This is a genomic window from Marinobacter shunpengi, assembly GCF_045449695.1.
Taxonomy (GTDB): domain Bacteria; phylum Pseudomonadota; class Gammaproteobacteria; order Pseudomonadales; family Oleiphilaceae; genus Marinobacter.
In genome coordinates, this window is record NZ_JBJJKZ010000002.1 from 60,985 (window position 1) to 82,748 (window position 21,764).

Annotated in this window: 18 protein-coding genes; 5 read left to right on the plus strand and 13 right to left on the minus strand. The window is 61.9% G+C overall.

Translation table 11 applies throughout. The annotated features are described in order from the left end of the window. Window positions 1-18 precede the first annotated feature (18 nt). The 8 genes from cadR to ACJO2E_RS00775 all read right to left on the minus strand — a co-directional run bounded on the left by cadR (window position 19) and on the right by ACJO2E_RS00775 (window position 8,604). Complete coding sequence (gene cadR / locus ACJO2E_RS00740) at window positions 19-471, minus strand: Cd(II)/Pb(II)-responsive transcriptional regulator (RefSeq protein WP_406960910.1); 453 nt, start codon at window positions 469-471, stop codon at window positions 19-21. A gap of 94 nt (window positions 472-565) precedes the next feature. After that, window positions 566-1,969 carry a sodium:proton antiporter NhaD gene (gene nhaD, locus ACJO2E_RS00745; RefSeq protein ID WP_406960912.1) on the minus strand — a complete coding sequence of 468 codons (1,404 nt, stop codon included), beginning with the start codon at window positions 1,967-1,969 and terminating at the stop codon, window positions 566-568. Window positions 1,970-2,016: 47 nt separating this feature from the next. Further along, window positions 2,017-3,810: a sodium-extruding oxaloacetate decarboxylase subunit alpha gene (oadA, locus tag ACJO2E_RS00750; RefSeq protein ID WP_406960914.1), complete on the minus strand. Its 1,794-nt coding sequence runs from the start codon at window positions 3,808-3,810 to the stop codon at window positions 2,017-2,019. A gap of 20 nt (window positions 3,811-3,830) precedes the next feature. Further along, window positions 3,831-5,252 (minus strand): acetyl-CoA carboxylase biotin carboxylase subunit, encoded by a 1,422-nt coding sequence (locus ACJO2E_RS00755; RefSeq protein WP_406960916.1) that lies wholly within the window; start codon window positions 5,250-5,252, stop codon window positions 3,831-3,833. Between the two features lie 121 nt (window positions 5,253-5,373). Further along, a complete protein-coding gene (locus ACJO2E_RS00760; RefSeq protein ID WP_406960918.1) occupies window positions 5,374-5,694 on the minus strand; it encodes a hypothetical protein in 321 nt (106 codons plus the stop codon). Between the two features lie 135 nt (window positions 5,695-5,829). Next, window positions 5,830-6,978 (minus strand): ATP-binding protein, encoded by a 1,149-nt coding sequence (locus tag ACJO2E_RS00765; protein ID WP_406960920.1) that lies wholly within the window; start codon window positions 6,976-6,978, stop codon window positions 5,830-5,832. Between the two features lie 196 nt (window positions 6,979-7,174). Beyond that, complete coding sequence (locus ACJO2E_RS00770) at window positions 7,175-7,771, minus strand: SCO family protein (RefSeq protein ID WP_406960922.1); 597 nt, start codon at window positions 7,769-7,771, stop codon at window positions 7,175-7,177. Then, entirely contained in the window at window positions 7,768-8,604 is an 837-nt protein-coding gene (locus ACJO2E_RS00775) for a cytochrome c oxidase assembly protein (protein WP_406961209.1), read from the minus strand. Before ACJO2E_RS00775 ends, ACJO2E_RS00770 begins: the two co-directional genes overlap by 4 nt. A 236-nt stretch (window positions 8,605-8,840) precedes the next feature. Here ACJO2E_RS00775 and ACJO2E_RS00780 point away from each other — a divergent pair, with 236 nt between their 5' ends. Beyond that, complete coding sequence (locus tag ACJO2E_RS00780) at window positions 8,841-10,529, plus strand: HAD family hydrolase (protein ID WP_406960924.1); 1,689 nt, start codon at window positions 8,841-8,843, stop codon at window positions 10,527-10,529. Window positions 10,530-10,648: 119 nt separating this feature from the next. On the opposite strand, the gene ACJO2E_RS00785 is transcribed toward ACJO2E_RS00780, so the two are convergent. Together ACJO2E_RS00785 and ACJO2E_RS00790 are read right to left on the minus strand one after the other, a co-directional pair. Continuing rightward, complete coding sequence (locus ACJO2E_RS00785; RefSeq protein ID WP_406960926.1) at window positions 10,649-11,908, minus strand: substrate-binding periplasmic protein; 1,260 nt, start codon at window positions 11,906-11,908, stop codon at window positions 10,649-10,651. 157 nt (window positions 11,909-12,065) lie between these two features. Further along, complete coding sequence (locus ACJO2E_RS00790) at window positions 12,066-13,598, minus strand: cryptochrome/photolyase family protein (protein WP_406960928.1); 1,533 nt, start codon at window positions 13,596-13,598, stop codon at window positions 12,066-12,068. Window positions 13,599-13,769: 171 nt separating this feature from the next. Here ACJO2E_RS00790 and hemN point away from each other — a divergent pair, with 171 nt between their 5' ends. The 3 genes from hemN to ACJO2E_RS00805 all read left to right on the plus strand — a co-directional run bounded on the left by hemN (window position 13,770) and on the right by ACJO2E_RS00805 (window position 17,163). Continuing rightward, complete coding sequence (hemN, locus tag ACJO2E_RS00795; RefSeq protein ID WP_406960930.1) at window positions 13,770-15,182, plus strand: oxygen-independent coproporphyrinogen III oxidase; 1,413 nt, start codon at window positions 13,770-13,772, stop codon at window positions 15,180-15,182. Window positions 15,183-15,263: 81 nt separating this feature from the next. Further along, entirely contained in the window at window positions 15,264-16,259 is a 996-nt protein-coding gene (gene ubiU / locus ACJO2E_RS00800) for a ubiquinone anaerobic biosynthesis protein UbiU (RefSeq protein WP_406960932.1), read from the plus strand. Window positions 16,260-16,272: 13 nt separating this feature from the next. Then, window positions 16,273-17,163 carry a U32 family peptidase gene (locus ACJO2E_RS00805; RefSeq protein WP_406960934.1) on the plus strand — a complete coding sequence of 297 codons (891 nt, stop codon included), beginning with the start codon at window positions 16,273-16,275 and terminating at the stop codon, window positions 17,161-17,163. 19 nt (window positions 17,164-17,182) lie between these two features. On the opposite strand, the gene ubiT is transcribed toward ACJO2E_RS00805, so the two are convergent. The 3 genes from ubiT to ACJO2E_RS00820 all read right to left on the minus strand — a co-directional run bounded on the left by ubiT (window position 17,183) and on the right by ACJO2E_RS00820 (window position 20,292). Then, window positions 17,183-17,662, minus strand: a complete 480-nt coding sequence (ubiT, locus tag ACJO2E_RS00810) for a ubiquinone anaerobic biosynthesis accessory factor UbiT (RefSeq protein ID WP_406960936.1) — start codon at window positions 17,660-17,662, stop codon at window positions 17,183-17,185. A gap of 84 nt (window positions 17,663-17,746) precedes the next feature. Then, window positions 17,747-18,406, minus strand: coding sequence for a two-component system response regulator NarL (narL, locus tag ACJO2E_RS00815; protein ID WP_406960938.1), 660 nt, complete (start codon window positions 18,404-18,406; stop codon window positions 17,747-17,749). 50 nt (window positions 18,407-18,456) lie between these two features. Beyond that, complete coding sequence (locus tag ACJO2E_RS00820) at window positions 18,457-20,292, minus strand: histidine kinase (RefSeq protein ID WP_406960940.1); 1,836 nt, start codon at window positions 20,290-20,292, stop codon at window positions 18,457-18,459. 165 nt (window positions 20,293-20,457) lie between these two features. Here ACJO2E_RS00820 and ACJO2E_RS00825 point away from each other — a divergent pair, with 165 nt between their 5' ends. Beyond that, a complete protein-coding gene (locus ACJO2E_RS00825) occupies window positions 20,458-21,723 on the plus strand; it encodes an MFS transporter (RefSeq protein ID WP_406960942.1) in 1,266 nt (421 codons plus the stop codon). The last annotated feature ends 41 nt before the right edge of the window (window positions 21,724-21,764 follow it).

Here is a 21,764-nt window from a genome sequence, read left to right on the forward strand (position 1 = left end):
GAAATCAAACCGGGTTTTTTAACGGGTGCCATGGCTGCCCGGAATATGGTTGTGGCTGTCCTGTGGAAGATCGGTGTCCAGGGCATCGGAAAGCCCGCCCAGGATGCCGCATTCGGCCACGGTGCGACCCTCGGAACAGGCCTGCTGGAGCTGCGCCAGGGTGTCCTCCAACTGGTGCAGTTCCGTCAGCCGCTGGCGTACGTGCTCCAGGTGGCGGGCCAGCAGGGCGTCCACCTGGCTGCAATCCGCGTCCGGCTGGTCCGCCAGGCGCACCAGCTCGCGGATTTCATCCTGGGCCATGTCCAGGTTGCGGCAGCGGCGGATAAACAGCAGCCGGTCCAGGTGGGCCTGTCGGTAGCGCCGGTAACCATTGGCTTGCCGTTCCGGTTGCGGGAGCAGGCCGATCTTTTCGTAGTAGCGTACGGTTTCCACCGGAATGCCGGCTTGCTCCGCGACTTCACCAATCCTCACGTCCTGTCCTCCCAGTGGATGTCCGGTCCGATCCTGGATACGTCCGCCAGCCCTGACGTGGCAGACAGGTATCCAGGATCATGGCGGTAGACTCTTAACCATTCACCAGGAAGTGTACCCAGATACTGGCGGCATAGCCCAGGGCAATGGCCGGTGTCCACTTCAGGTGGCTGAAGAAAGTGTACTGGCCCCGGGCCTGTCCCATCAGGGCGACACCCGCGGCTGAGCCGATGGACAGCAGGCTGCCGCCCACGCCGGCGGTCAGGGTGACCAGTAGCCACTGCAGGTCGGGCATGTCCGGGTTCATGGTGAGTACCGCGAACATCACCGGAATGTTGTCCACCAGCGCCGAGATCACGCCGATCATGACATTGGCCGCGGTCGGCCCCAGGTCGACATAGAGGGTGTTGGACATCAGCCCCAGGTAGCCAATAAAGCCCAGGCCACCCACGGCGAGGATTACGCCGTAGAAGAAGAACAGGGTATCCCACTCGGAACGGGCGATGTGGGCGAACACATCGAAACCGTGTTCGCCGGAGCTGTCGCCGGGTGGGGTTTCCGAGGATTCCTGCCACTGGTATTCCTCGTGGCGTTTGAGGAAGTAACCAAAGATCTTCAGATAGGCCAGGCCGGTCATCATGCCGAACACCGGGGGAATATGCAGGAACTGGTGAAAACTGATGGCGGTGGCGATAGTGGCCAGGAACAGGCCACAGATGATCAGACCCCCGGGGCGCATGACCCGGTCGTGGCTCTCTGGTGCCATGGGCTGTCCCTTGGGCAGGGCAAGGTGCATGAGGGCGGCGGGCACCAGGAAGTTCACGGCACTGGGCAGGAACAGCTGGAAGAAGTCCTGGAACGGCAGGATACCTTTCTGCCAGACCATCAGCGTGGTGATATCACCAAACGGGCTGAAGGCGCCCCCGGCGTTGGCCCCCACTACGATGTTGATGCAGGACAGGGAGACAAACGAGGGGCTGTCACGGCCCACCGCCATGACCACGGCGCACATGATCAGGGCGGTGGTGAGGTTATCCGCCACCGGTGAGATAAAGAACGCCAGGGTGCCGGTAATCCAGAACAGCTTGCGGTAACCATAGCCGCGGCCCAGCAGCCAGATCCGCAGCTGGTCGAACACGCCCCGCTCCAGCATGGCGTTGATGTAGGTCATTGCCACCAGCAGGAAGAAGAACAGCTCGGCGTATTCCAGGAAGTTGTGGCGGATAGCTTCCTCGACGTCGCTGTCCAGTCCGTTCATGCGGTAGACAATGGCCAGCAGCACCCAGATCAGGCCGGCGGCCAGCAGCATGGGTTTGGACTTGGCCAGGTGGATCTTCTCTTCCAGCATCACCAGCGCATAGGCCAGCAAGAAGATGGCAATGGCCAGGTAACCGACGGGATGGTGGATCAGGGACAGTGCCTCGGAGGCGGGAGCGGCCCATACCTGGCCGGATGCCGACAGCAGTCCGGCTGTCGGCAACAACAGGTGTTTCTTCATTCGGTTTCTCCGGAAAGAGCCCCGGCCGTAGCCGGGGCGGGAGGGGGTTATTCGATCTCGATCAGGGTTTCGCCGGGGGCCACCCGGTCGCCTTTCTTGATATGGACGGCCTGGACGGTACCGCCGACGGTGGCCTTGACTTCGGTTTCCATCTTCATGGCCTCGATCACCAGTACCGGATCGCCGGCGGATACGCTGTCGCCTTCCTTGACCAGAACATCCACGATATTGCCCGGCATGCTGGTGGTGACATGGCCCTGGCTGGTGGCCTTGCTGCGACCGCTGGCGGTGGAGCCGCCTTCCTGGCCGGTGGACTCCAGCTCGATCTCCTCCGGCACGCCGTCCACGGTCATGTAGAAGCGGCGGCGGGATTCTTCGACCGGATTGGCACCAGTGACGTGAATGTCATAGCTTTCGCCATGCACGGTGATCTGGAACTGGGTGGAGATGGGGCCTCCGCCGCCCTTGCCGGGGACCGGCTCCAGGGCTTCCGGCTGCAAGGTGCCGTCGCGGCGCTGCTCCAGGAAGCTGCGGGCCTGGTCCGGGAACATGGCGTAGGTAAGCACGTCTTCCTCGGTTTCTGCCAGGTCACCCACCTGCTTACCCAGGTCCTTGAATTCCTTCGGGATCAGGTTGGCGGGGCGTTCGGTAATCAGCTCCTCGGAGCCGACCGCGCGGCGTTGCAGTTCCTGGTCCACATCCGCCGGTGCCTTGCCGTACCAGCCCTGCAGGTACTTCTTCACCTCGTTGGTGATGGTGTCGTAGCGCTTACCGGAGAGCACGTTGATCACCGCCTGGGTGCCCACAATCTGTGAGGTGGGGGTCACCAGTGGCGGATAGCCAAGATCCTTGCGTACCCGGGGGATTTCCTTGAATACATCCTGGATGCGGTCCAGGGCGCCCTGCTCCTTGAGCTGGTTGGCCAGGTTGGACATCATGCCGCCGGGCACCTGGGACAGGAGCACCCCGGTATCCACACCGTTGTAGTCGCTCTCGAACTGGTGGTACTTCCTGCGCACCTCGCGGAAGTGGCGGGTGGCCGTGTCCAGCAGTTCCAGGTTGAGCCCGGTTTCGTAACCGGCATCGTGCAGGGCCGCCACCAGGGATTCCGTGGGCGGGTGGCTGGTGCCGCCGGCAAAGGCGGACAGGGCGGTATCGATATGATCCACGCCGGCTTCCATCGCGGCCCACTGGCACATGGGGGCCATGCCGGAGGTGGCGTGGGAGTGCAGGAACACCGGCAGGGTCAGTTCCTTCTTCAGGCGGCCCACCAGCTCGGCAGTGACCTCCGGCGCCAGCAGGCCGGCCATGTCCTTGATGGCAATGCTGTCGGCGCCCATGTCGGCCATGGCCCTGGCCTGTTCCAGGTAGGCGTCCACGGTATGCACCGGGCTGACTGTGTAGCACAGGGTGCCCTGGGCGTGCTTGCCGGCCTTCTTGACGGCGCGGATACTGGTTTCCAGGTTGCGCACGTCGTTGAGGGCATCAAAGATTCGGAATACGTCCATGCCATTCTCGGCGGCCTTGGCCACGAAGGCTTCCACCACGTCGTCGCCATAGTGGCGGTAGCCCAGCAGGTTCTGGCCCCGCAGCAGCATCTGCAGGCGGGTGTTGGGCAGGGCCTTGCGCAGGGTGCGCAGGCGTTCCCAGGGGTCTTCCTTGAGAAAGCGCACGCAGGCGTCAAAGGTGGCGCCGCCCCAGCATTCCAGTGACCAGTAACCGGCCTGGTCGAGCCATTCGCAGGCCGGCAGCATGTCTTCGGTACGCAGGCGGGTGGCGATCAGTGACTGGTGCGCGTCCCGCAGGATAACGTCGGTGATGTGGATCTTGCGTTTACTCATGATCTCTCTCCGGAATTCGGTTACAGGCCCGCCTGGGCGGCGATGGCGGCGGCAATGGCCGTGGCGATGGATTCGGGGCGGGTCTTGGTGCTGTATTCCAGCAGTTGCGGATTGTTCTCCACGAAGCCGGTATTGAAGTTCGCTCCCTGGAAATCCGGGTGACCAAGGATCTGCTGGTAATAGGGGATGGTGGTCTGCACCCCATAGATGCCCATGTCGTTGAGGGCGCGACGGGAGCGATCGATCAGCTCCGGCCAGTCCATGGCCCAGACGATCAGCTTGGCGCACATGGAGTCGTAATAGGGCGGGATCTCATAGCCGGTGTACATGTTGGCATCGGTGCGCACCCCCGGGCCGCCGGCGGAGTAGTAGCGGCTGATACGGCCGAAGCTGGGCAGGAAGCCGTTCTTCGGGTCCTCGGCGTTGATCCGGAACTGGGCGGCAAAGCCACGGTAGGAAACATCCTCCTGCTTCATCCACAGCGGTTCGCCCTGGGCAATCCGGATCTGGGCCTTGATGATGTCGATGCCGGTGATTTCCTCGGAGATGGTGTGCTCCACCTGGACCCGGGTGTTCATCTCCATGAAGTAGAAACTGCCGTCGTGGTCCAGCAGGAACTCCACGGTACCGGCGTTGGTGTAGCCGCACTGGCTGGCCACTTTGCGGGCCAGCTCGCCGATGTATTCCCGCTGGCTGTCCTCCAGTTGCGGGGACGGTGCCAGTTCGATCAGCTTCTGGTTGCGGCGCTGGATGGAGCAGTCCCGCTCGTACAGGTGCACCACGTTGCCGTGGTGGTCCGCCAGGATCTGCACCTCGATATGGCGGGGTTCGATGATGCACTTTTCCAGGAACACCTCGGCACTACCGAAGGCTTTGGTCGCTTCCGAGATGACCCGCTCGTAGTTCTGCCGCAGTTCCTTCTCGTTGTCGCAGCGGCGGATGCCCCGACCGCCACCGCCGGAGGTGGCCTTGAGCATGACCGGGTAGCCAATATCCTCAGCCTGGCGGACGGCGTCCTCCACATCGGCCAGGTTGTCCTCCGAGCCGGGGGTAACCGGCACGCCGGCGGCAATGGCGGTCTGCCGGGCCCGGGTCTTGTCACCCATGGCTCCGATGGCGTCGGCAGAAGGCCCTACAAAGGTAATGCCCCGCTGTTCACAGATGGCCGCCAGTTCGGCGTTCTCGGAGAGAAAACCATAGCCGGGATGCAGGGCGTCACAGCCGGTTTCCACCGCCATATTCACGATATGGTGCGGGTTGAGGTAGCCGGACAGCGGGTCCTGGCTGATCCGGTAGGCCTCATCGGCCTTTTTCACGTGGAGCGAATACTTGTCCGCTTCCGAGTAGATGGCAACGGATCGCACGCCCAGCTCGTGGCAGGCACGGGCAATCCGCACCGCAATCTCGCCGCGGTTGGCGATCAGCAGTTTGCGAAAGGCCATGGTATGACCTCCTTCTATTAAGGCTTTTGGAGTCGCTTCTGAATCGGCCGGACAGCACGCGGGTGAGACCGGCCAATGGGCCGCTCCCCAACTATCAGCATAGTCCGGTGGTGGAATGGTGTCAGGCGGGTGGGGCCCGGGGTAATCCGGGACCGCTGAGGAGCCGCGCCCCGGGAATATTGCACTCGACGCAGGCGATATGCTGTCCGGTCGGTAATAGTGACCATGGCCACTTGGCGGGAGCAGCGTCCGGGGGCGGGTCGGACGTGCTGTCATCGCCGTGGGCAACATAGGACAGGCTCTCTTCCATGCCCGCGGCCTGGAAGTGCTGATCACTGCCCTGGGACAGTCGATCCGCAGCTCCCCACACAATAAGCCCCGACAGCAACGCCAGCAGGGCGAGCAGTCGGCAGGGCGATTGGGAGAGGTGGCTGGAGGACACGGATCGATGACCTTGCGTCGTGATTAAAAGGGTTTGGAACCGAAACGGTTGGACGCTATATGTACCACACAGCCGTGGTCAGGCAAAGGACCGATTGTCGGAGTCGTGTTGTTTTTCAGGCACTATTCACAGTGGTCAGTGGTACAACCCTTTCGAACTGACGTGCCGGGGCAATGGCGCCCCGGGAATGGCTACGATGGCTTCCAGGCCGCCCAGGCGGCTACGGTCAAAGGCCAGGGAGCCGCCGTGTGCGTCCAGTGTCCGGCGCACGGTCACCAGACCATCGCCGGCGGATTGATCAGCGCTGCGCTGGAATTCTGCCTCGCCCAGATGAGGCATTAGCGTCGGGTCGACGCCGGGGCCGTCGTCCGCCACACCAAACACCAGCATGTTGCCCTTGATGGCCAGGAAGATATTGACCTGGGATTTTGCCCACTTGCCGGCGTTGTCCAGCAACTGGCCGAAGACTTCGGTGAGTTCCGCTTCCCGTATGGTCCAGGAATCGCTTTCCGCCACGTCGGTAATCAGCTCGAAATTCACGTCCGGGTAGCGATGTCCCAGCATGGCGATCAGCTTGCGGCATTTCCGGGTCGGGAAGGCCAGATTTTTCTTGCCGGCGGAGGGTGGGGCCCCGGTCTCTGTCGATGCCGGTGGCTTCGCCCGTTGTGGTTCGGGCTCCCGTTCCGGTTCCGATATGGCTTCTGACGCTGGTTCCGGCCCGGGGGACTCATTCAGGGCTTTCTCGATATCGGCATCCAGCTCTTCCAGGGACACCTCCAGGTCCTCTGCATCCTCGGGGGCGGGGTGCGGGGGCGGCTCTGGCTGCTTCCGGGGTTGAGGCTTATCCTTCAGCGTATTCGACCCTCGCATGGGTCTGCCATCGTCCGTCTGATGGTCGGCGCCGGACTGCAGGATCCGGTCCAGCAACTGGATCAGCGAGGCCATTTCCCAGGGGGCATCGGACGAGAGCCCGCCACGATGGCCCTTCTGGAATTCCAGCACGTCCTGTTGCAGTTCCCGCAGGTGGGCCCGGAACAGTCCCAGGGAGAGGATGGCGGTAATGGACAGCAGGATCAGAATGCCGGCCCCTAGGAGCAGCCATGGCATCAGGCCGGCCTGCAGGCTGCAGACCCACTCGGCATAGCCCTTGTCGCCGCAATTGGCGATCAGTGGTTGCGCCAGCCATGGTCCGATCTTGCTGCTTACCACCCAGGCGACCAGGGTAAAGGTCAAGGCAAAGGGGGCAACCAGCAGGAACAGGCTGGAGCGGATGGAACGGCGCATAGCGGGCACATCTCCCTAACACTTCGGACTTCCCTGACCCTCAATGAAACAAGGGTAATCGAACGGGTTACCGTCGGTCAGTTCAGTTCGTGGGCCCGGTAACTCCGGTTGGATATTGTGAACCACCGGAGACCGATGTGACATTACGTGTGTGACAGGGTCATGTCGTAGCGGTTCACTATCCATGCCCGTATCTTCAGGAACGCTGGTCCCGGGCCAGTTGAGTCAGGTCCCGGGTGATCTGCTCGGCCGATAGGTCCGGGCGCAGCAACAGGCGGGCCTCGCCCCGGCCGTCGAATACATAGACCGCTGAACTGTGGGAGACATTATAGTTGCCCCGGTCGTCCGGTTTGTCATAACCGAAGGTGGTGCGGTAACGCTTGGCAAGGTCCCTGAGGGCGGCCTCGTCGCCGGTCATGCCCACGGCGCGGTCACTGAAGAAGCTGACATAGTTGCCCAGTTTCTCCGGCGTATCCCGCCGGGGGTCGACACTGACGAACAGTGGGGTGACCTGGTCCTGCAGCTCCTCGGGCATGGCCCTGATGGCCTGGCTCAGTCGGGCCATGGTGGTGGGGCAGACATCGGGGCAGTTGGTGAAACCAAAGAACAGCAGGCGCACCTGGCCCTGGTAGTCCTGCGCGGTCACTGTCTCGCCGTCGCTACGGGTCAGGGTAAAGGCCAACTCAGGCATCAGGCCGTCGATCTCCTTGGCGTTCCAGTCCTGTTCGGAGCCGAAACAACCTGCCAGCAGCAGGGCAAGGCAGGCGGTCAGTGTGATCTTGAAACCGTTCATTGGGTTGCTCCTTCCAGGGATTCAGGGCGTGGCCTCGGCCGGTCATCCTTCATCGCCCGGGACAGTATGATCAGGATGCCGATGATGCTCATCATCGCCGGTGGTATCCAGGTGAGGATGCCGCCGATGAGCTGGTCGTCTTCCGGCGACATGGGCCAGGCGCGACCACAGACCTCGTAGACGTCGTAGACCATGCCCCGGTTGAACACGATCCAGGCCCCCAGCACCATCTGTGGCACACCCACCAGCACCAGCAGCAGGATGCGCCTGCCGTAGCCCAGGGAGGGGGTGTCGTGGGGGGACCGGGGGTCGAAGATCAGCCACCAGAACAGCAGGCCGTCCAGCAGCATGCTCCAGCTCATCACCCAGTAGAGGTTGCGGCTGAGCATGGCGTCGAAATGGATGGCGGGCCAGAGCCAGAAATATACCAGCCCGGCGAACAGGAACGCGGCGATCAGGGGCTGCTGCAGCGTGTTGTAGGCCACGCGGACCGGCAGGGCCCAGGCGCCGAGGTAAGGTGCCAGCCGCTGGTGCCAGAAGCGCAGGATGGGCAGCGGGTTGGACAGGGCGATCAGCACCGGCCCCAGGTGATGGAGCACCAGATGCTGGCCCCGGTGGATAAAGAACATGTATTGGGCGTAGTAGTCGAACCGGGTCTGCATCACCGCGTAGCACAGCAACAGGCCGAGGAAGAACACAGCCACCCGGAACGGACCGGGGCGTTCACTCCCAGGCAGAGCCCGCCAGGCCCACAGGTAGCCGCCGGCAACCAGCAGGTAGGCCAGTATCGTCAGTGGTGAGACATCGTAGGGAAGCAGCATGGACCAGTTCATGGCATCACGCCCGGGGGCAAATCCTGTGTCGGTGTTGTTGTTGGAATCCGGTAATGGACGGCTCACCGTCCGGCGCACCCGCGAGAGTAGCAAGATCGTGGGGGAACCGGAAGTAGGCTTCAGCCGGCCATGCCGAAACCGGGCTGATACTGGCGGCCTGTTTTGTGCAACCGGTCGTATTAGGTTTTACTTAGGGACAACAGACCTTTACGTCCTTCAGCCCAGGAGGCTCACTGATGGCCCGATTCAGCGATTGCCTGCCACCCCCGTCGGTACTGATTTTCGACTGGCATGGCACCCTGGTGGACACCCACGACGCCATGTTCAGCGCCATGGAGGAGATGCTGCCCCAACTGGAAGACCTGGGGCTGGTGGAGCGGCTGTTGCCCGAGGACCGGTGTCGCACCCAGGATGATGCCCGCCTGGTGCGCTATATCCGCATCTTCCGGCGTCTGCACCCGCGCATCCTGGCGGAGCGTCGTGTCAGCCGCACCGATATCTTCAACGCCATCTTCGGCGATGATCGGGACGCCAAGCTCATCGCTCACAAGGCCTACAACGAGTGCTACCGGAAATACTTCGGCCAGGTCAAACCCTTCCAGCCGGGGGCCTATGAGTACCTCACTGCCATGAAGCGCATGGGTATCAAGCTGGCGGTGTCCACCAACCGCAACCGGGAGTTCCTCGACAAGGAACTGCTGACTGTGGACGAGGGTCGCTGGGCCAACCTGTTCGATGCCACCGTGTGCGCGGATGATGTCACCGAGTACAAACCGGACCCGCAGGTGATCCTCAAGACGGTGGAAAAGCTGGACCTGCCCCTGGACGACCGGGCCTGGTACGTGGGCGACAGTTACGTGGACATGCTCACCGCCAACAAGGCGGGGGTGTCCGGGGTGTTCTACAACGGCGCCTGCTGGGAGCCGGGGCGTATCGACAGCTGGTTCAGCCACCGGGATGCCCCGGCGGCCATCCTGGACAGCTTTGAGGACCTGATGGACCTGCTGGCGTTGCTTGAGCGAAGCCGACCGGAGTGTTTCGACATGACTCCGGCGGAAGCCCGGCCGCGCCCCTTCCCGCCGCCGGAGCGGCCGGAACCCCGCATCGAGGCGGACTGGCACCCCGCGGTGGTGAGGCTGATCCGACCGGCGGTGGTGCTATTCGACTGGCACGCCACCCTGGTGGATACCCTGGATGCCATGTACCACGCCGTGGATGACATGCTGCCGGAATTCTCCGAGCTGGGGCTCACCGAGCGCATGCTGGCACCGGAGGACAGCAAGACCCCGGAGGATGCCCGCCTGGTGGCCTATGTCCGGGAATTTGCCCGCCTGCACCCGAAGGTCCGTGCTGACCGCAAGATTTCCCGCACCGATATCTTCGAGGTGCTGTTCGGGGACGACCAGGAGGCCAAGCAGGTTGCCCACAAGGTGTTCAACCGGCACTACCGGGAACATTACGGAACGGTAAAGGCCTTCGAGCCCCGGGTGAGAAATGTGCTGGAGGGGCTTCGCGGGCTGGATATCCAGGTGGGCGTAATCACCAACCGTGACCGGGAGTTTTTCGAGAACGAGCTGGCAGCAGTGGAGGATACCGGCTGGACGGAGCTGTTCGACGTGGATGTGTGTGGCGACGACACCCCCCTGCGCAAGCCCCACCCGGACCAGTTGCTGCTGGCGATCCAGAAGCTGGACTATCCGCCGGACCCGAGCGTGTGGTACGTGGGCGACAGCACCACCGACGTGATCTCCGCCAAGCGGGCGGGCCTGACCTCGGTGTTCTTCAACGGCGCCCAGTGGGATCTGCCCTGGCTGAACAAGATCTTTCCGGGGACCCACAAGCACCCCCATAAGCCGGATGTGGTGGTGAACGACTTCTCGGAGTTCTGGGCGCTGGTGCTGGCCTGTGAGGAGGGGCCGCCGTAAGGGCAGGTGGCTTTTACCTGACTTTCATATCCCGGAAACGATCAGGGCAGTTGCGTTATGGTTCCGGTGAGAACGGCCGGGTGGTGCGCCTGGAGGAGGCGGATAAGCCCCGGTAGTGGCTACTCCCCGGGAGAGCCGTTGGTGCTTCCCGGTCGCAGGTACGGACTCCGCAGGGCCTTCTCAATATTCAGGCCGATGGCCACGCCACCCACGAAGCGGTCGGTTGCCGGGTCCACCACGGGCATTGAAGCGAATACCTGGAACTCCTGGGCGGATGGATCAAAGCGAACCGGCCCCAGGTACAGGGTGTCACTGGTCTTGCCGGCAATAGTCTCGAACTTGCGCTCATCCCCCTGCCAGTAGTCGGATGTCAGGACACTGATGGCAGCCGCGGCGCCGATGGTGTCCATCACGATGGTTTCCGTCACCATACCGTCCTGCTCGTATTGCCACTGGGCCAGTTTGCCGGACAGTTTTAAAGAGAGTATCTCGGCGGCTTTGTCTGATGCCCGGGAAGGCGACAGTTCCCGCCATTGTTTGTCCAGTGCCAGTACCTCACCCAGTTCCGCCGGCGGTCCGAGACTGCCGAGCCAGTCCTCAAGATGATAGGTGTTGACCAACTCATCGATCAGGCTCCTTGCCCGGTTGCTTATCTGGCTCATTTCCTGCTGGCTGAGGTCGAATCCGCCGGTCATGCAACCTGCGATATGCCGGTTGAATTTGTTCAGGAACTCGGGGTGCTCCATGGCAAAGGGCACGGTGACGTAGAGGCTCAATGGTGCGAACCGCACGAACTGTTTATTCAGATCATCCGGGTCCTGTCCGCTCAGGCGCTGGAGTGCCATGACCCTTTCATCCATCAGCACCGCATCGACGCGATCCCGGTGTAGCAGGGCCAGCAACTGGTCCGGGTGGGATACGGTCATGGCGGTGGCGTAGCGGCTCTGCTCCAGCCAGATGGCTTCGTTACTGCCGGCAATGGCGGCGATCCGGCTGTCCCTGAAGTTGTCGATGGGCTCCAGGGAATAGAAGTACCATTTTTCCAGTGCTACCGGCGCTGTGGGCAGGGCAAAGCGGTTCAGCAGATCCGACTCGTCCACCGCGAAGTAGCCATCAATTACATGGTTCCGAAGTCCATGGATGGCACGGTTCTGGGGAACGGTACGGATCTGTGTCTCCCAGTCCATGCGTCCGGCCACGCAGCGGACGGTTTCCACGGTTGTGCCAAAGGGCCCTGTATGGTCCTGCACGGAGGCGGGATTTACCTGGTAGGGTGGCGAGTGAAAGGTATACAGGTTCAGGGTCCGGGCGTGGGTCATGGGGCTGGACAACAGCACGGAAAGGTACAGAACCAGAAAACACCAGAGCCTTTTTTTCATGTGGTGTGGCATCTCAGTCAGTCAATCGATTTCAGGCGGGCCTTTCCCGCTGGTTTCATAATCGTTATAGACCAGCCGGACCGTGGGGTTCATCATCCAGTCACGACTGAGTCAATGCTCCTGTAGCATAGTCCAAACTATGTCGGTTTGGTGTACGCTACAGTTTGTCCAGGTTCTCCAGGAGCCATTCCGCCCTTTCCAGGATCTCCTGTCGCCGCTGCCCGTCCTGTCGGTGCCAGTTCCTGAACATCATCTTCATTCGCGGATTCTGACGAAACTGCTCCTGGTGCCGGTCGATAAAGTGCCAGTACAGGGCATTGAAGGGGCATGCGTCGTCACCGGTAGCCAGGTCCACCCGGTAGTGGCACTGGCGGCAGTAGTCCGACATCCGGTGGATGTACTTGCCGCTGGCGGCATAGGGTTTCGAGCCCAGGTAACCGCCGTCCGCGTGCATCACCATGCCCAGGGTGTTGGGAAGTTCCACCCAGTCATAGGCGTCCACGTACACCGCCAGATACCAGTCGCAGATCTCCTCCGGACATACACCGGCCAGCAGTGCGAAATTACCGGTGACCATCAGCCGCTGGATGTGGTGGGCGTAACCGTTGCGGAGGGTGCTGTCGATCGCCCGGTGCATACAGTGCATATGGGTCTCGCCGGTCCAGTAGAACCAGGGCAGGGGCCGGTTGTTGCCCAGCCGGTTTTCCCGGGCGTAGTCCGGCATGGTCAACCAATAGATGCCGCGCACGAATTCCCGCCAGCCAAGTATCTGCCGGATAAAACCCTCCACCGCGTTGATGGGGGCCTGGCCTGCGTACCAGGCCCGTTCAGCGGCTTCGCAGACTTCCATCGGGTTCAGCAGGCCACAATTGAGGTAGGGCGACAGGATGGCGTGGAACAGCCAGTCTTCGTGGTCCGACATGGCGTCCTGAAAGTCCCCGAAGCAGGGCAGGGCGAAATCGATGAAATGCGCCAGGGCGGCCCGGGCATCCCCGGCGGTCACGGCGAAGTGGAAATCGTCGGTGGTGCCGAAGTGATCCGCGAAGTGGGTTTCCACCAGGTCGATTACCTCCCGGGTGATGTCGTCGGGTTCAGCCCGGAAGGTCGCCGGGGCTGGGGGGGTGCCGGTCCACTTGCGGCGGTTGTCGGCGTCGTAGTTCCAGCGGCCGCCCTCCGGTTCACCTTCCGCCGTCATCAGCAGGCCGGTCTTGCGGCGCATCTCCCGGTAGAAGAATTCCATGCGTAGTTGTTTGCACCCTTCGGCCCAGCGGGCAAACTCGTCCTTGCTGGCCAGAAACCGGGAGTCCGGACGGATTTCCACCGGTAAGCCCAGCCGCTCACGCCATTGCCGGATCTGCTGATCCAGACGGTATTCGCCACACTCGGTGGTGATCAGCCGAGCCGGCCGATGGTGTTGGCACTGATCCCGGACGACATCTTCCAGATTATGGTGGGGGGTGTCGGGGGTATAGCGATGATAGTGAACATTGAATCCCCGTTGCTCCAGTTCCCCGGCGAAATGCCGCATGGCACTGAAGATCAGTACCAGTTTTTTCCTGTGATGGTTGGTGTAGCTTGCTTCCTCGTGAACTTCCGCCATCACGATCTGATCTGTGCCGGGGATGGCTCCTTCCAGCGCGCTGAGGTGATGGCTGAGCTGGTCGCCGAGGACCAGTATCAGGTTGGCCATGATCCGGTGTCGCCTATTACCAGGGAGGTAGTGGGTCATACGCCAGGGGCCCAAGGGTGGTTCAGGGGCGCGGGCAATACAATGTAACTGACGTCGATCAAGAACCGGCGGAGGCAAACTGCCTAGAATGGCGATGCCATTCCTGCTTATCCCGACATTGAGTACCTGGTCATGCCTGCTTCCTTCACTACAGCACAGTCCACCTTGCCGTCGTTCATCTGGGACGAGGCGTTGATCCGTCGCTACGACCTGAGCGGCCCACGGTATACGTCTTACCCGACGGCGGTGGAGTTTACGCCGGACATCGGCCCGGCGGCGATGGCCAGGGCTGCGGAACACAGTCGTGCCAGTGGCGGTGCCATCTCCCTGTATACCCACCTGCCGTTCTGTGCGCACCTTTGCTACTACTGCGCCTGCAATAAGGTGATCACCAGGCAGCGTGACAGGGCCATGCCCTATGTGGAGCGTCTGTTTAAGGAGGCTGCCCTACAGTCAGGGCTGTTCGGAGCCGATCGACCGGTGCAGCAGTTGCACTGGGGTGGTGGCACGCCAACCTTCCTGCCAAAGGATGCGATGGAACACCTGATGGCGGGCTACGGCGAACTGTTCAACCTGCAGTCCGGCGAGCAGCGGGATTACAGCGTGGAGATTGATCCCCGGGAAGTGGACGAGGACACCCTGCCAACCCTGTGGAAGCTGGGCTTCAATCGCATCAGTCTGGGGGTGCAGGACGTGAACCCGCAGGTGCAGAAAGCGGTCAACCGCATCCAGCCCCGGGAGATGACCGAGGCGGTGCTGGATGAGGCCCGCCGCATAGGCTTCCGCTCCATCAACCTGGACCTGATCTACGGCCTGCCTTACCAGACCCCGGAGAGTTTTGCGGAGACCCTGGAAGCGGTCATCGACATGTCGCCGGATAGGCTGTCGGTGTTCAGCTATGCCCACCTGCCAGACCGGTTCTATCCGCAGACGCGTATCCAGGCGGAGACGCTGCCAAGGCCCCAGCAGAAGCTGACCATCCTTCATAACACCATCAACCGTCTGCTGGAGGCCGGTTACGAGTACATCGGTATGGATCATTTCGCCAGGCCGGAGGATTCCCTGGCGGTGGCCCAGCGGGAAGGTCGGCTGCACCGGAACTTTCAGGGTTACACCACCCACGCGGACTGTGACCTGGTCTCCCTGGGGGTCTCCGCCATTGGCCAGACCCGGGATGCCTACTTCCAGAATAATCATGACCTGCCGGCCTGGGAGGCGGCGATCGATGCAGGCGAGCTGGCCACCGTCCGTGGTGTGGCGCTGACCCGGGATGACCAGATCCGACGCTGGGTGATCGGTCAGTTGATCTGCCAGTTCCGGCTGGAGCGGCAGCAGTTTGCCAGTGAATGGGGCGAGGCGTTTGACCGCTACTTTGCCGACGAACTCAAACGCCTGAGGCCGATGATTCAGGACGAACTGATCGCCGATGACGGGCGGGTGCTGCAGGTGCAGCCAGCGGGCAGGCTGCTGATCCGGGCGATCTGCCAGATTTTCGATCTGTATCGCAAGGACGGGGCTTCGCAGCGGTTTTCCCGGATTATCTGATGATTCCAGCCTGCTGACAACGATCAAGGCATCGGAAGCGTACAGCCGGTAGGGTATTCCCTGAATTGCTGGAGGACGGGAATGGAACTGGTATGCCCCGCCGGCAGCCTGCCGGCCCTTAGGAAAGCCGTGGACAACGGAGCGGATGCGGTTTATATCGGATTCCGCGACAGCACCAACGCCCGTCAGTTCGCGGGACTGAATTTCGATGACCGTAAGGCGGCGGACGGTATTGCCTACGCCCACGACCATGGTCGGCGCGTATTCTGCGCCATAAATACTTATCCCCAGCCCTCGGGTTGGAGGCAGTGGACGGCGGCGGTGGACCGGGCAGCGAGCCTGGGGGTGGATGCGGTCATTCTGGCGGACATGGGGTTGCTGGACTATGCCGCCAACCGGTACCCGGATCTGCCACGGCACCTGTCTGTGCAGGGCTCGGCCACCAGCTACGAGGCCTTGCGGTTCTACAGGGACAACTTCGGTATACGCCGTGCCGTGCTGCCGCGAGTCCTGTCCCTGGATCAGGTGAAGGGCGTGGCCAAACACAGCCCGGTGGAGCTGGAGGTCTTTGCCTTCGGCAGCCTGTGCATCATGGCGGAGGGGCGCTGCTACCTGTCGTCCTATCTCACCGATGAATCTCCCAACAGCAAGGGTGCCTGCTCCCCGGCGAAGGCCGTGCGTTGGGAGGAAACCGCCGATGGCGGGCTGGAATCCCGCCTGAACGACGTGCTGATTGACCGTTACGCCCGGGGCGAGCCCGCCGGTTATCCAACCCTGTGCAAGGGGCGGTTCGATGTGGGAGGTGATGTCTACCACGCCATCGAAGAACCCGTCAGCCTCAATACGCTTGACCTGTTGCCGGAACTGAAGGCCCTGGGCATCAGCGCTGTGAAGATTGAAGGCCGCCAGCGCAGCCCGGCCTATATAGCCGACGTGGCCCGCACCTGGCGCCAGGCGCTGGACCGGCTGGACAGTGGCACCGGGTTTGCCGTGGAGCCGGCCTGGCAGTCAACGCTGGCGGGGCTGTCCGAAGGAGGACTGACCACCCTGGGCGCCTACCATCGCAAGTGGAAATAAAGGGTATGGCTGTATGATGAAACTGTCCCTGGGGCCCATCCTGTGGTTCTGGTCCAAACAGTCTGTGTTCGATTTTTACGCCAGGGCCGTCGAATGGCCGGTGGATATCATCTATCTGGGGGAAGTGGTCTGCTCCCGCCGTCGGGAAATGAAACCCGACGACTGGCTGGATCTGGCCCGGGATCTGAAAGCCTGTGGCAAGACCGTGGTGCTGTCTACTCTCACGCTGGTCGAGTCCGAGGCGGATCTGCGGCGTTTGCGCCGGTTTTGCGAACAGGACGACTTCCTGGTGGAAGCCAATGACCAGAGTGCACTGCAGGTGGCGATCCGGAACAACATTCCGTTCATCACCGGGCCGTCCATGAATATCTACAACACCGCCCCCCTCAGAATCCTGGCCAGGCAGGGGCTGAAGGGCTGGAATCTGCCGGTGGAGCTGGGCAAGGACACCCTGGAACAGCTCATCAGGGAATTAAAGGCCGAAGGGCTGGACCTGCCCGTCGAGGTTTTCTCCTGGGGCTTCCTGCCCCTGGCCTGGTCGTCCCGCTGCTTCACCGCCCGTCATTACAACCTGCCCAAGGACAACTGCGAGTTCCGTTGCCTGGAGCACCCGGATGGCATGGAGTTGCGCTCCCGGGAAAGCCAGGAGCTGTTTCGCATTAACGGCATTTCCACCCTGTCTGGTTCCCGCTATGACCTGATGCGGGAGTTGCCGGAAATGGAGCGGATGGGGGTGAATACGGTGCGCCTGAGTCCGGAGCATCAGGGCATGGAAGAGGTGGTTCACCGCTTCGATCAGGTGCGTCGGGGGGAAGTGCCGGATACCGACCCGTTGCAGCTGGTGGAGGCGCCTCCCTGCAATGGTTACTGGTACGGCAAACCCGGGATGGACAGGCTGATCTGATGGGGCAGGGCAGCCCGGTTTACCGGGGAGTGCGGCCTCTCCCGATACGGCCCGGCAGTAGCGTCCACTCCAGACTGTCCAGCAGATTCTTGATGCCAAGGCCCAGCTCGGTATCTCCCTCAATCACAAGTTTCCGCTGGAAGAAAAGCTGATCCGGGTCCTGCCTGCGGTTGGCCAATTGGTAGAACGCGGAACAGCTACCACGGATGGTGGCTTCCCCTGGCCCCTCCACCACTCTCAGCCGGCCCTGCCAGAACCCCAGGGTGATGCCGGGTTGTCCGCCCTCGATTTCCAGCCGCAAGGTGCGGCCTTCAAAGTCATCGAAGTTGCCATCGGCGATGGCGCTGGCGAACATCCGGTTCAGTGCCGTTTCGGTGGTCAGCTGTTTGAGCACCAGGGGAACGCGTTGGTCGATGGCTGCAAGGAGTGGCGCCGGGGACGGCGTGAACCCGGCGATGACCTGGCGGCACTGGCTTAGCAGGGGCGGGGTGGTTGTCATGGTGGTCTCCGTGGGTTTTATGGTTACCACGGTACTGTATCGGAGAGGGTTTTTGATTGATTTAAGCCAATCGGAACCAAACCCTCAGGCTTTATGCAAACCTTCCTCAACGGCCCAAACTGCCACCTCAACCCGGGACCTCAGGTTCAGTTTCTTGAGCAGATGCTTCACATGAACCTTCACGGTGCCATCGCTGATATCCAGCTTGCGGCCAATCATCTTGTTGGACAGACCCTCGGCGATCAGGCGCAGGATGTCTTTCTCGCGGGGGGTCAGACTGTCGAAGTTGGGGCCTTCCGACGGCTGGGGTTTCTGGGATCGCAACGCCTGGGCCAGCAGGGTGGTCAGGCGGTCGCTGATCACCATCCTGCCCACCGCCGCCTGCTTGAGCTCGCCGATCATGTCCTCCGGCTCCATGTCCTTGAGCAGGTAGCCATCGGCACCAGCGCGTAGTGCGGCCACCACATCGTCCTCATGGTCCGAGACGGTGAAAATCACGATGCGGGACGCCACGCCCTGGTCCCGCAGTGTCCGCAGCACCTCGATACCGTTCATCTCCGGCATGTTCAGGTCCAGCAGGATCAGGTCCGGCTCCAGTTCCGTGGCTTTTTTGATCCCGTCGGTCCCGTTGGAGGCTTCTCCCGTCACCTGCACGTCACTTTCCATTTCGATCAGCTGCTTGATGCCCTGGCGGAGCAGCGGGTGGTCGTCGATCAGCAGAATACTCGCCGGTGTATCAGACATGTTCCCTCTCAGAAATCGCTTGTTGGTTCGCTTGTGTGCAGCGCTATTGTTCAGCCGGCATTGGTTTCCTGTGTCAGGATCATATGACGGCTCTTGGGAATGAAGCCCATGGAAACTTCAACACCGCCATCGTCGCGGTTGGCCACCGAGACTTTACCGCCCAGAGTGCGGGCGCGGTCCTGGATAATGATCAGCCCGTAGTGCTGCAGGGGTTGTTCGTCCCCCGGCAGGCCCTTGCCGTTGTCGAGTATTCTGACCTCAACACGGGGGGATTCAAAGAGCACCTCGACCTTCACTTCGGTGGCATCGGCGTGCTTGACGGCATTGGCCAGGGCCTCCCGGACAATCTGCAGTATATGGATCTCCTCATTGGGAGAGAGTGTGTTCTCTGGCAGGTTGTATTCCAGGCCCACCTGCTGTCCCAGGCGACCACTGAACTCGTCGACGGTCTGGCGCAGCGCCGTGTACAGGTCCGGCGTATCCAGTTTGAGGCGGAAGGTGGTCAGCAGTTCCCGCAGTTGCCGGTAGGCGCTGTTCAGGCCGGTGCTCAGTTCCTCCAGGATCGCATCGTGGGTCTGCTGATGTTCACCGGTAATGTTGAGTCGTCGCAGCCGTGCCACCTGCATCTTCAGGTAGGACAGTGACTGGGCGAGGGAGTCGTGCAGCTCCCGGGCGATCACGGCCCGTTCCTCCGCCAGGGTCAGTTGCTGCTCCTCGGTGATCTGTTTCTCCAGGAAAATGGCGGTGGCGAGCTGATCGCTCAGGGTTCCCAGCAGGTGGCGGGCGGTTTCCGACAGGCCCTTCTCCACCGGGTACCAGACTTCCAGAGTCCCCAGCAGCAGTCCGGGGGTGCGTATCGGCAGCAGCAGGCGGCGGCCGTCGTTGTCGTCGTTGGGCAGTTCGTCATAGACCTCCGGCGTCACCAGGCAGGCGTTGCAATGGTGGTCGCGGCAGTAGAACGGGCGTTCCGGGGTGGAGGTGGTGATGGCCTCCACCGGTTCACTGGCCTGTTTGTCATGGAGGTACAGGCGGATGGGGCCGATGCCCAGCAGCTCTTCCAGTTCCTGCAGCATGGGGACGGCGCCGGCACACAGGTCATGGTTGGAAAACAGGGTGCGGCTGGCGCTATGGAGAATCTGCAGGGCCTGGTGGCTCCTCTCCAGCTCGGCAGTCTTGGCACGGGCTTCACTTTCCAGTTCGTGGTAACTCAGAGCCAGTTCACTGGTCATCTGGTCGAAGGCCAGTCCGAGCCGGGACAGCTCGTCGGTACCCCCGAGATTGGCTTTCAGGGAAAAGTCTTTTTCCCCCACCGCAGTGGCGATTCGCACCAACTTGCGAAGGGGGCGTAAAACCCTGCTTCTGAGATCAAGGAACAGGGCCAGGGCAATCAGTATGGAAAACACCAGGCTGATGATCTGGATCACGTGCAGCAGGTCAATACGGGCCTCGGTGCGTTGCTCCAGCATCGATACCAGGGCGTCCACTTTGCCCACATGCTGTTCCGTGGCTATCTCCAGAGCCGGTGTGACCCCGACCGGGTGATTCTCCAGTTCCGGGCGCAGGGTATCCTGCCAGTGAGCCTGCACACGCTGGTATTGCTGGCGCAGAGGATGGTCGCCATCGGTGGGAATGGAGCGTGTCAGGGTGGTTTGTTCCAGTTTCCGCTCATGGCTTTCCAGCAATGACGTGGTCAACTCTTGACTGCTTGCGGCCGTCAGTAGCTGAAAGGCACCCATGCGGAGGGCTCCGGCCTGGTTGATGGCAGTGGCATTGCCCTCAATGCTGCTTGAGACTGCAAGGGTCGTGGTCATACTGACCACGGCGGTCAGCACGATGGCGGCCACCACCAGGGCAACGCGATTGACCAGCGGATTTCTGGATTTCATCAGACCCCTTCTCGGGCGCTCGAATTGCGATTTGCACCGGAATCAGACGTCCGACTACCTCCTTGCGGATAGTCACTTACCCCGATGGGCAGTATCCCATCATAGTCTTTGACCCGATTCAGGGCAAAGGAGGAAACTGAAGTATACTTTACGGAAAACCTGCCTATGCATGCTCCAATGCCACCCGACGACGAGGACCGGATCAATTCGCTGGCGGTAGTGCTGCCGCTGGCAGTGGTTGGTTTCGTCCTGGCGGCGGCTTGCTGGTCACTATTTTCCGTGGCGGGCGTGTACCTTCGCCAGGCCCTGGCGCTGGGTGACGTTGCCTTTGGTCTGCTGCTGTCTGTGCCCATGGCTTCGGGCGCCCTGCTGGCGATTCCGGCAGGGCTGGCCGCCCGCAGGTATGGCGCGCGGCGTGTGATGATGGCCTGCCTGGCCGGACTGTTCCTTTGTATGCTGTCGCTGATGCTGGTGGATTCGTTGCCCGGTTACCTGGTGGCCGGCGCCGGCCTCGGACTGGCTGGTGGCTATTACAGTGCCGGTCTCCAGTTTGTGATGAGCCATGCTCCGGACCGGCATGCGGGCCTGGTGCTGGGGCTGTTCGGCGCGGGCATCACCGGAGTCGGATTGAGTTACTACCTGGTTCCGCTTGTGCTGGATGCTTTCCAGTGGGCGGTTTTGCCTCTGGCCTATCTGATTTTACTGGCCCTGTTGCTGGCACTGGTAGTGATGCTGACGGCAGAGGAAGATGTCGGTGATGGGGAGGCCGCCGGGGTTACCTCCGGGCCGTTGCTGGCTGGCCCACCGGGGCAATGGCACGATGTGGTCTGGTTCGGGATAGTGGCCGGCAGCCTCCTGGCCCTGGCGCTATGGCTTCCGGATTACCTGTCATCCCTCTATCAACTGCCGGTGCAGGCTGGGGCCGGAGTGGCCCTGTGGTTCGTTGTACCGGGGGCGCTGGCCCAGATTCCGGGTGGCTGGCTGGCAGACCGGCTGGGCTCTTATCCGGTTGTCAGTCAGGCACTGGTTGCAGCTTTGATCGCCCTGTTCCTGTTGTCCTATCCGCCCATGACCCTGGTGATCCAGGCGGCAGAGAGCCCTATCCATATCGATTTCACCCTCCCGCTGGCTCTGGAGACGGGGCTTGTCGTGTTGCTCGGTGTGACTCTCGGCTGCGCCATGATTGGTCTGCAGCGCAAGATTATCCTCGCGTACCCGGCACCTCCTGCTCTGGTTGCTGGAGTGCTGCTGGTCAGCGCGTGTTCCGTTGCTTTCCTGCTACCACTGATGTTTAGCGTTGCGAATCATTGGCTGGGGATTCGCAGTACCACCTTCATGATTCTGTTCGTGGTACTGACCGGCAGCCTCCTGATGTTCCTCCGGGACCATCGCCGGCGGGAACGGGAAAAGCTTCTCCATCAGGGGATATAAGCCTCCTACCACCAGGGAGGTAGGGGCGGGTTATGTAGTAG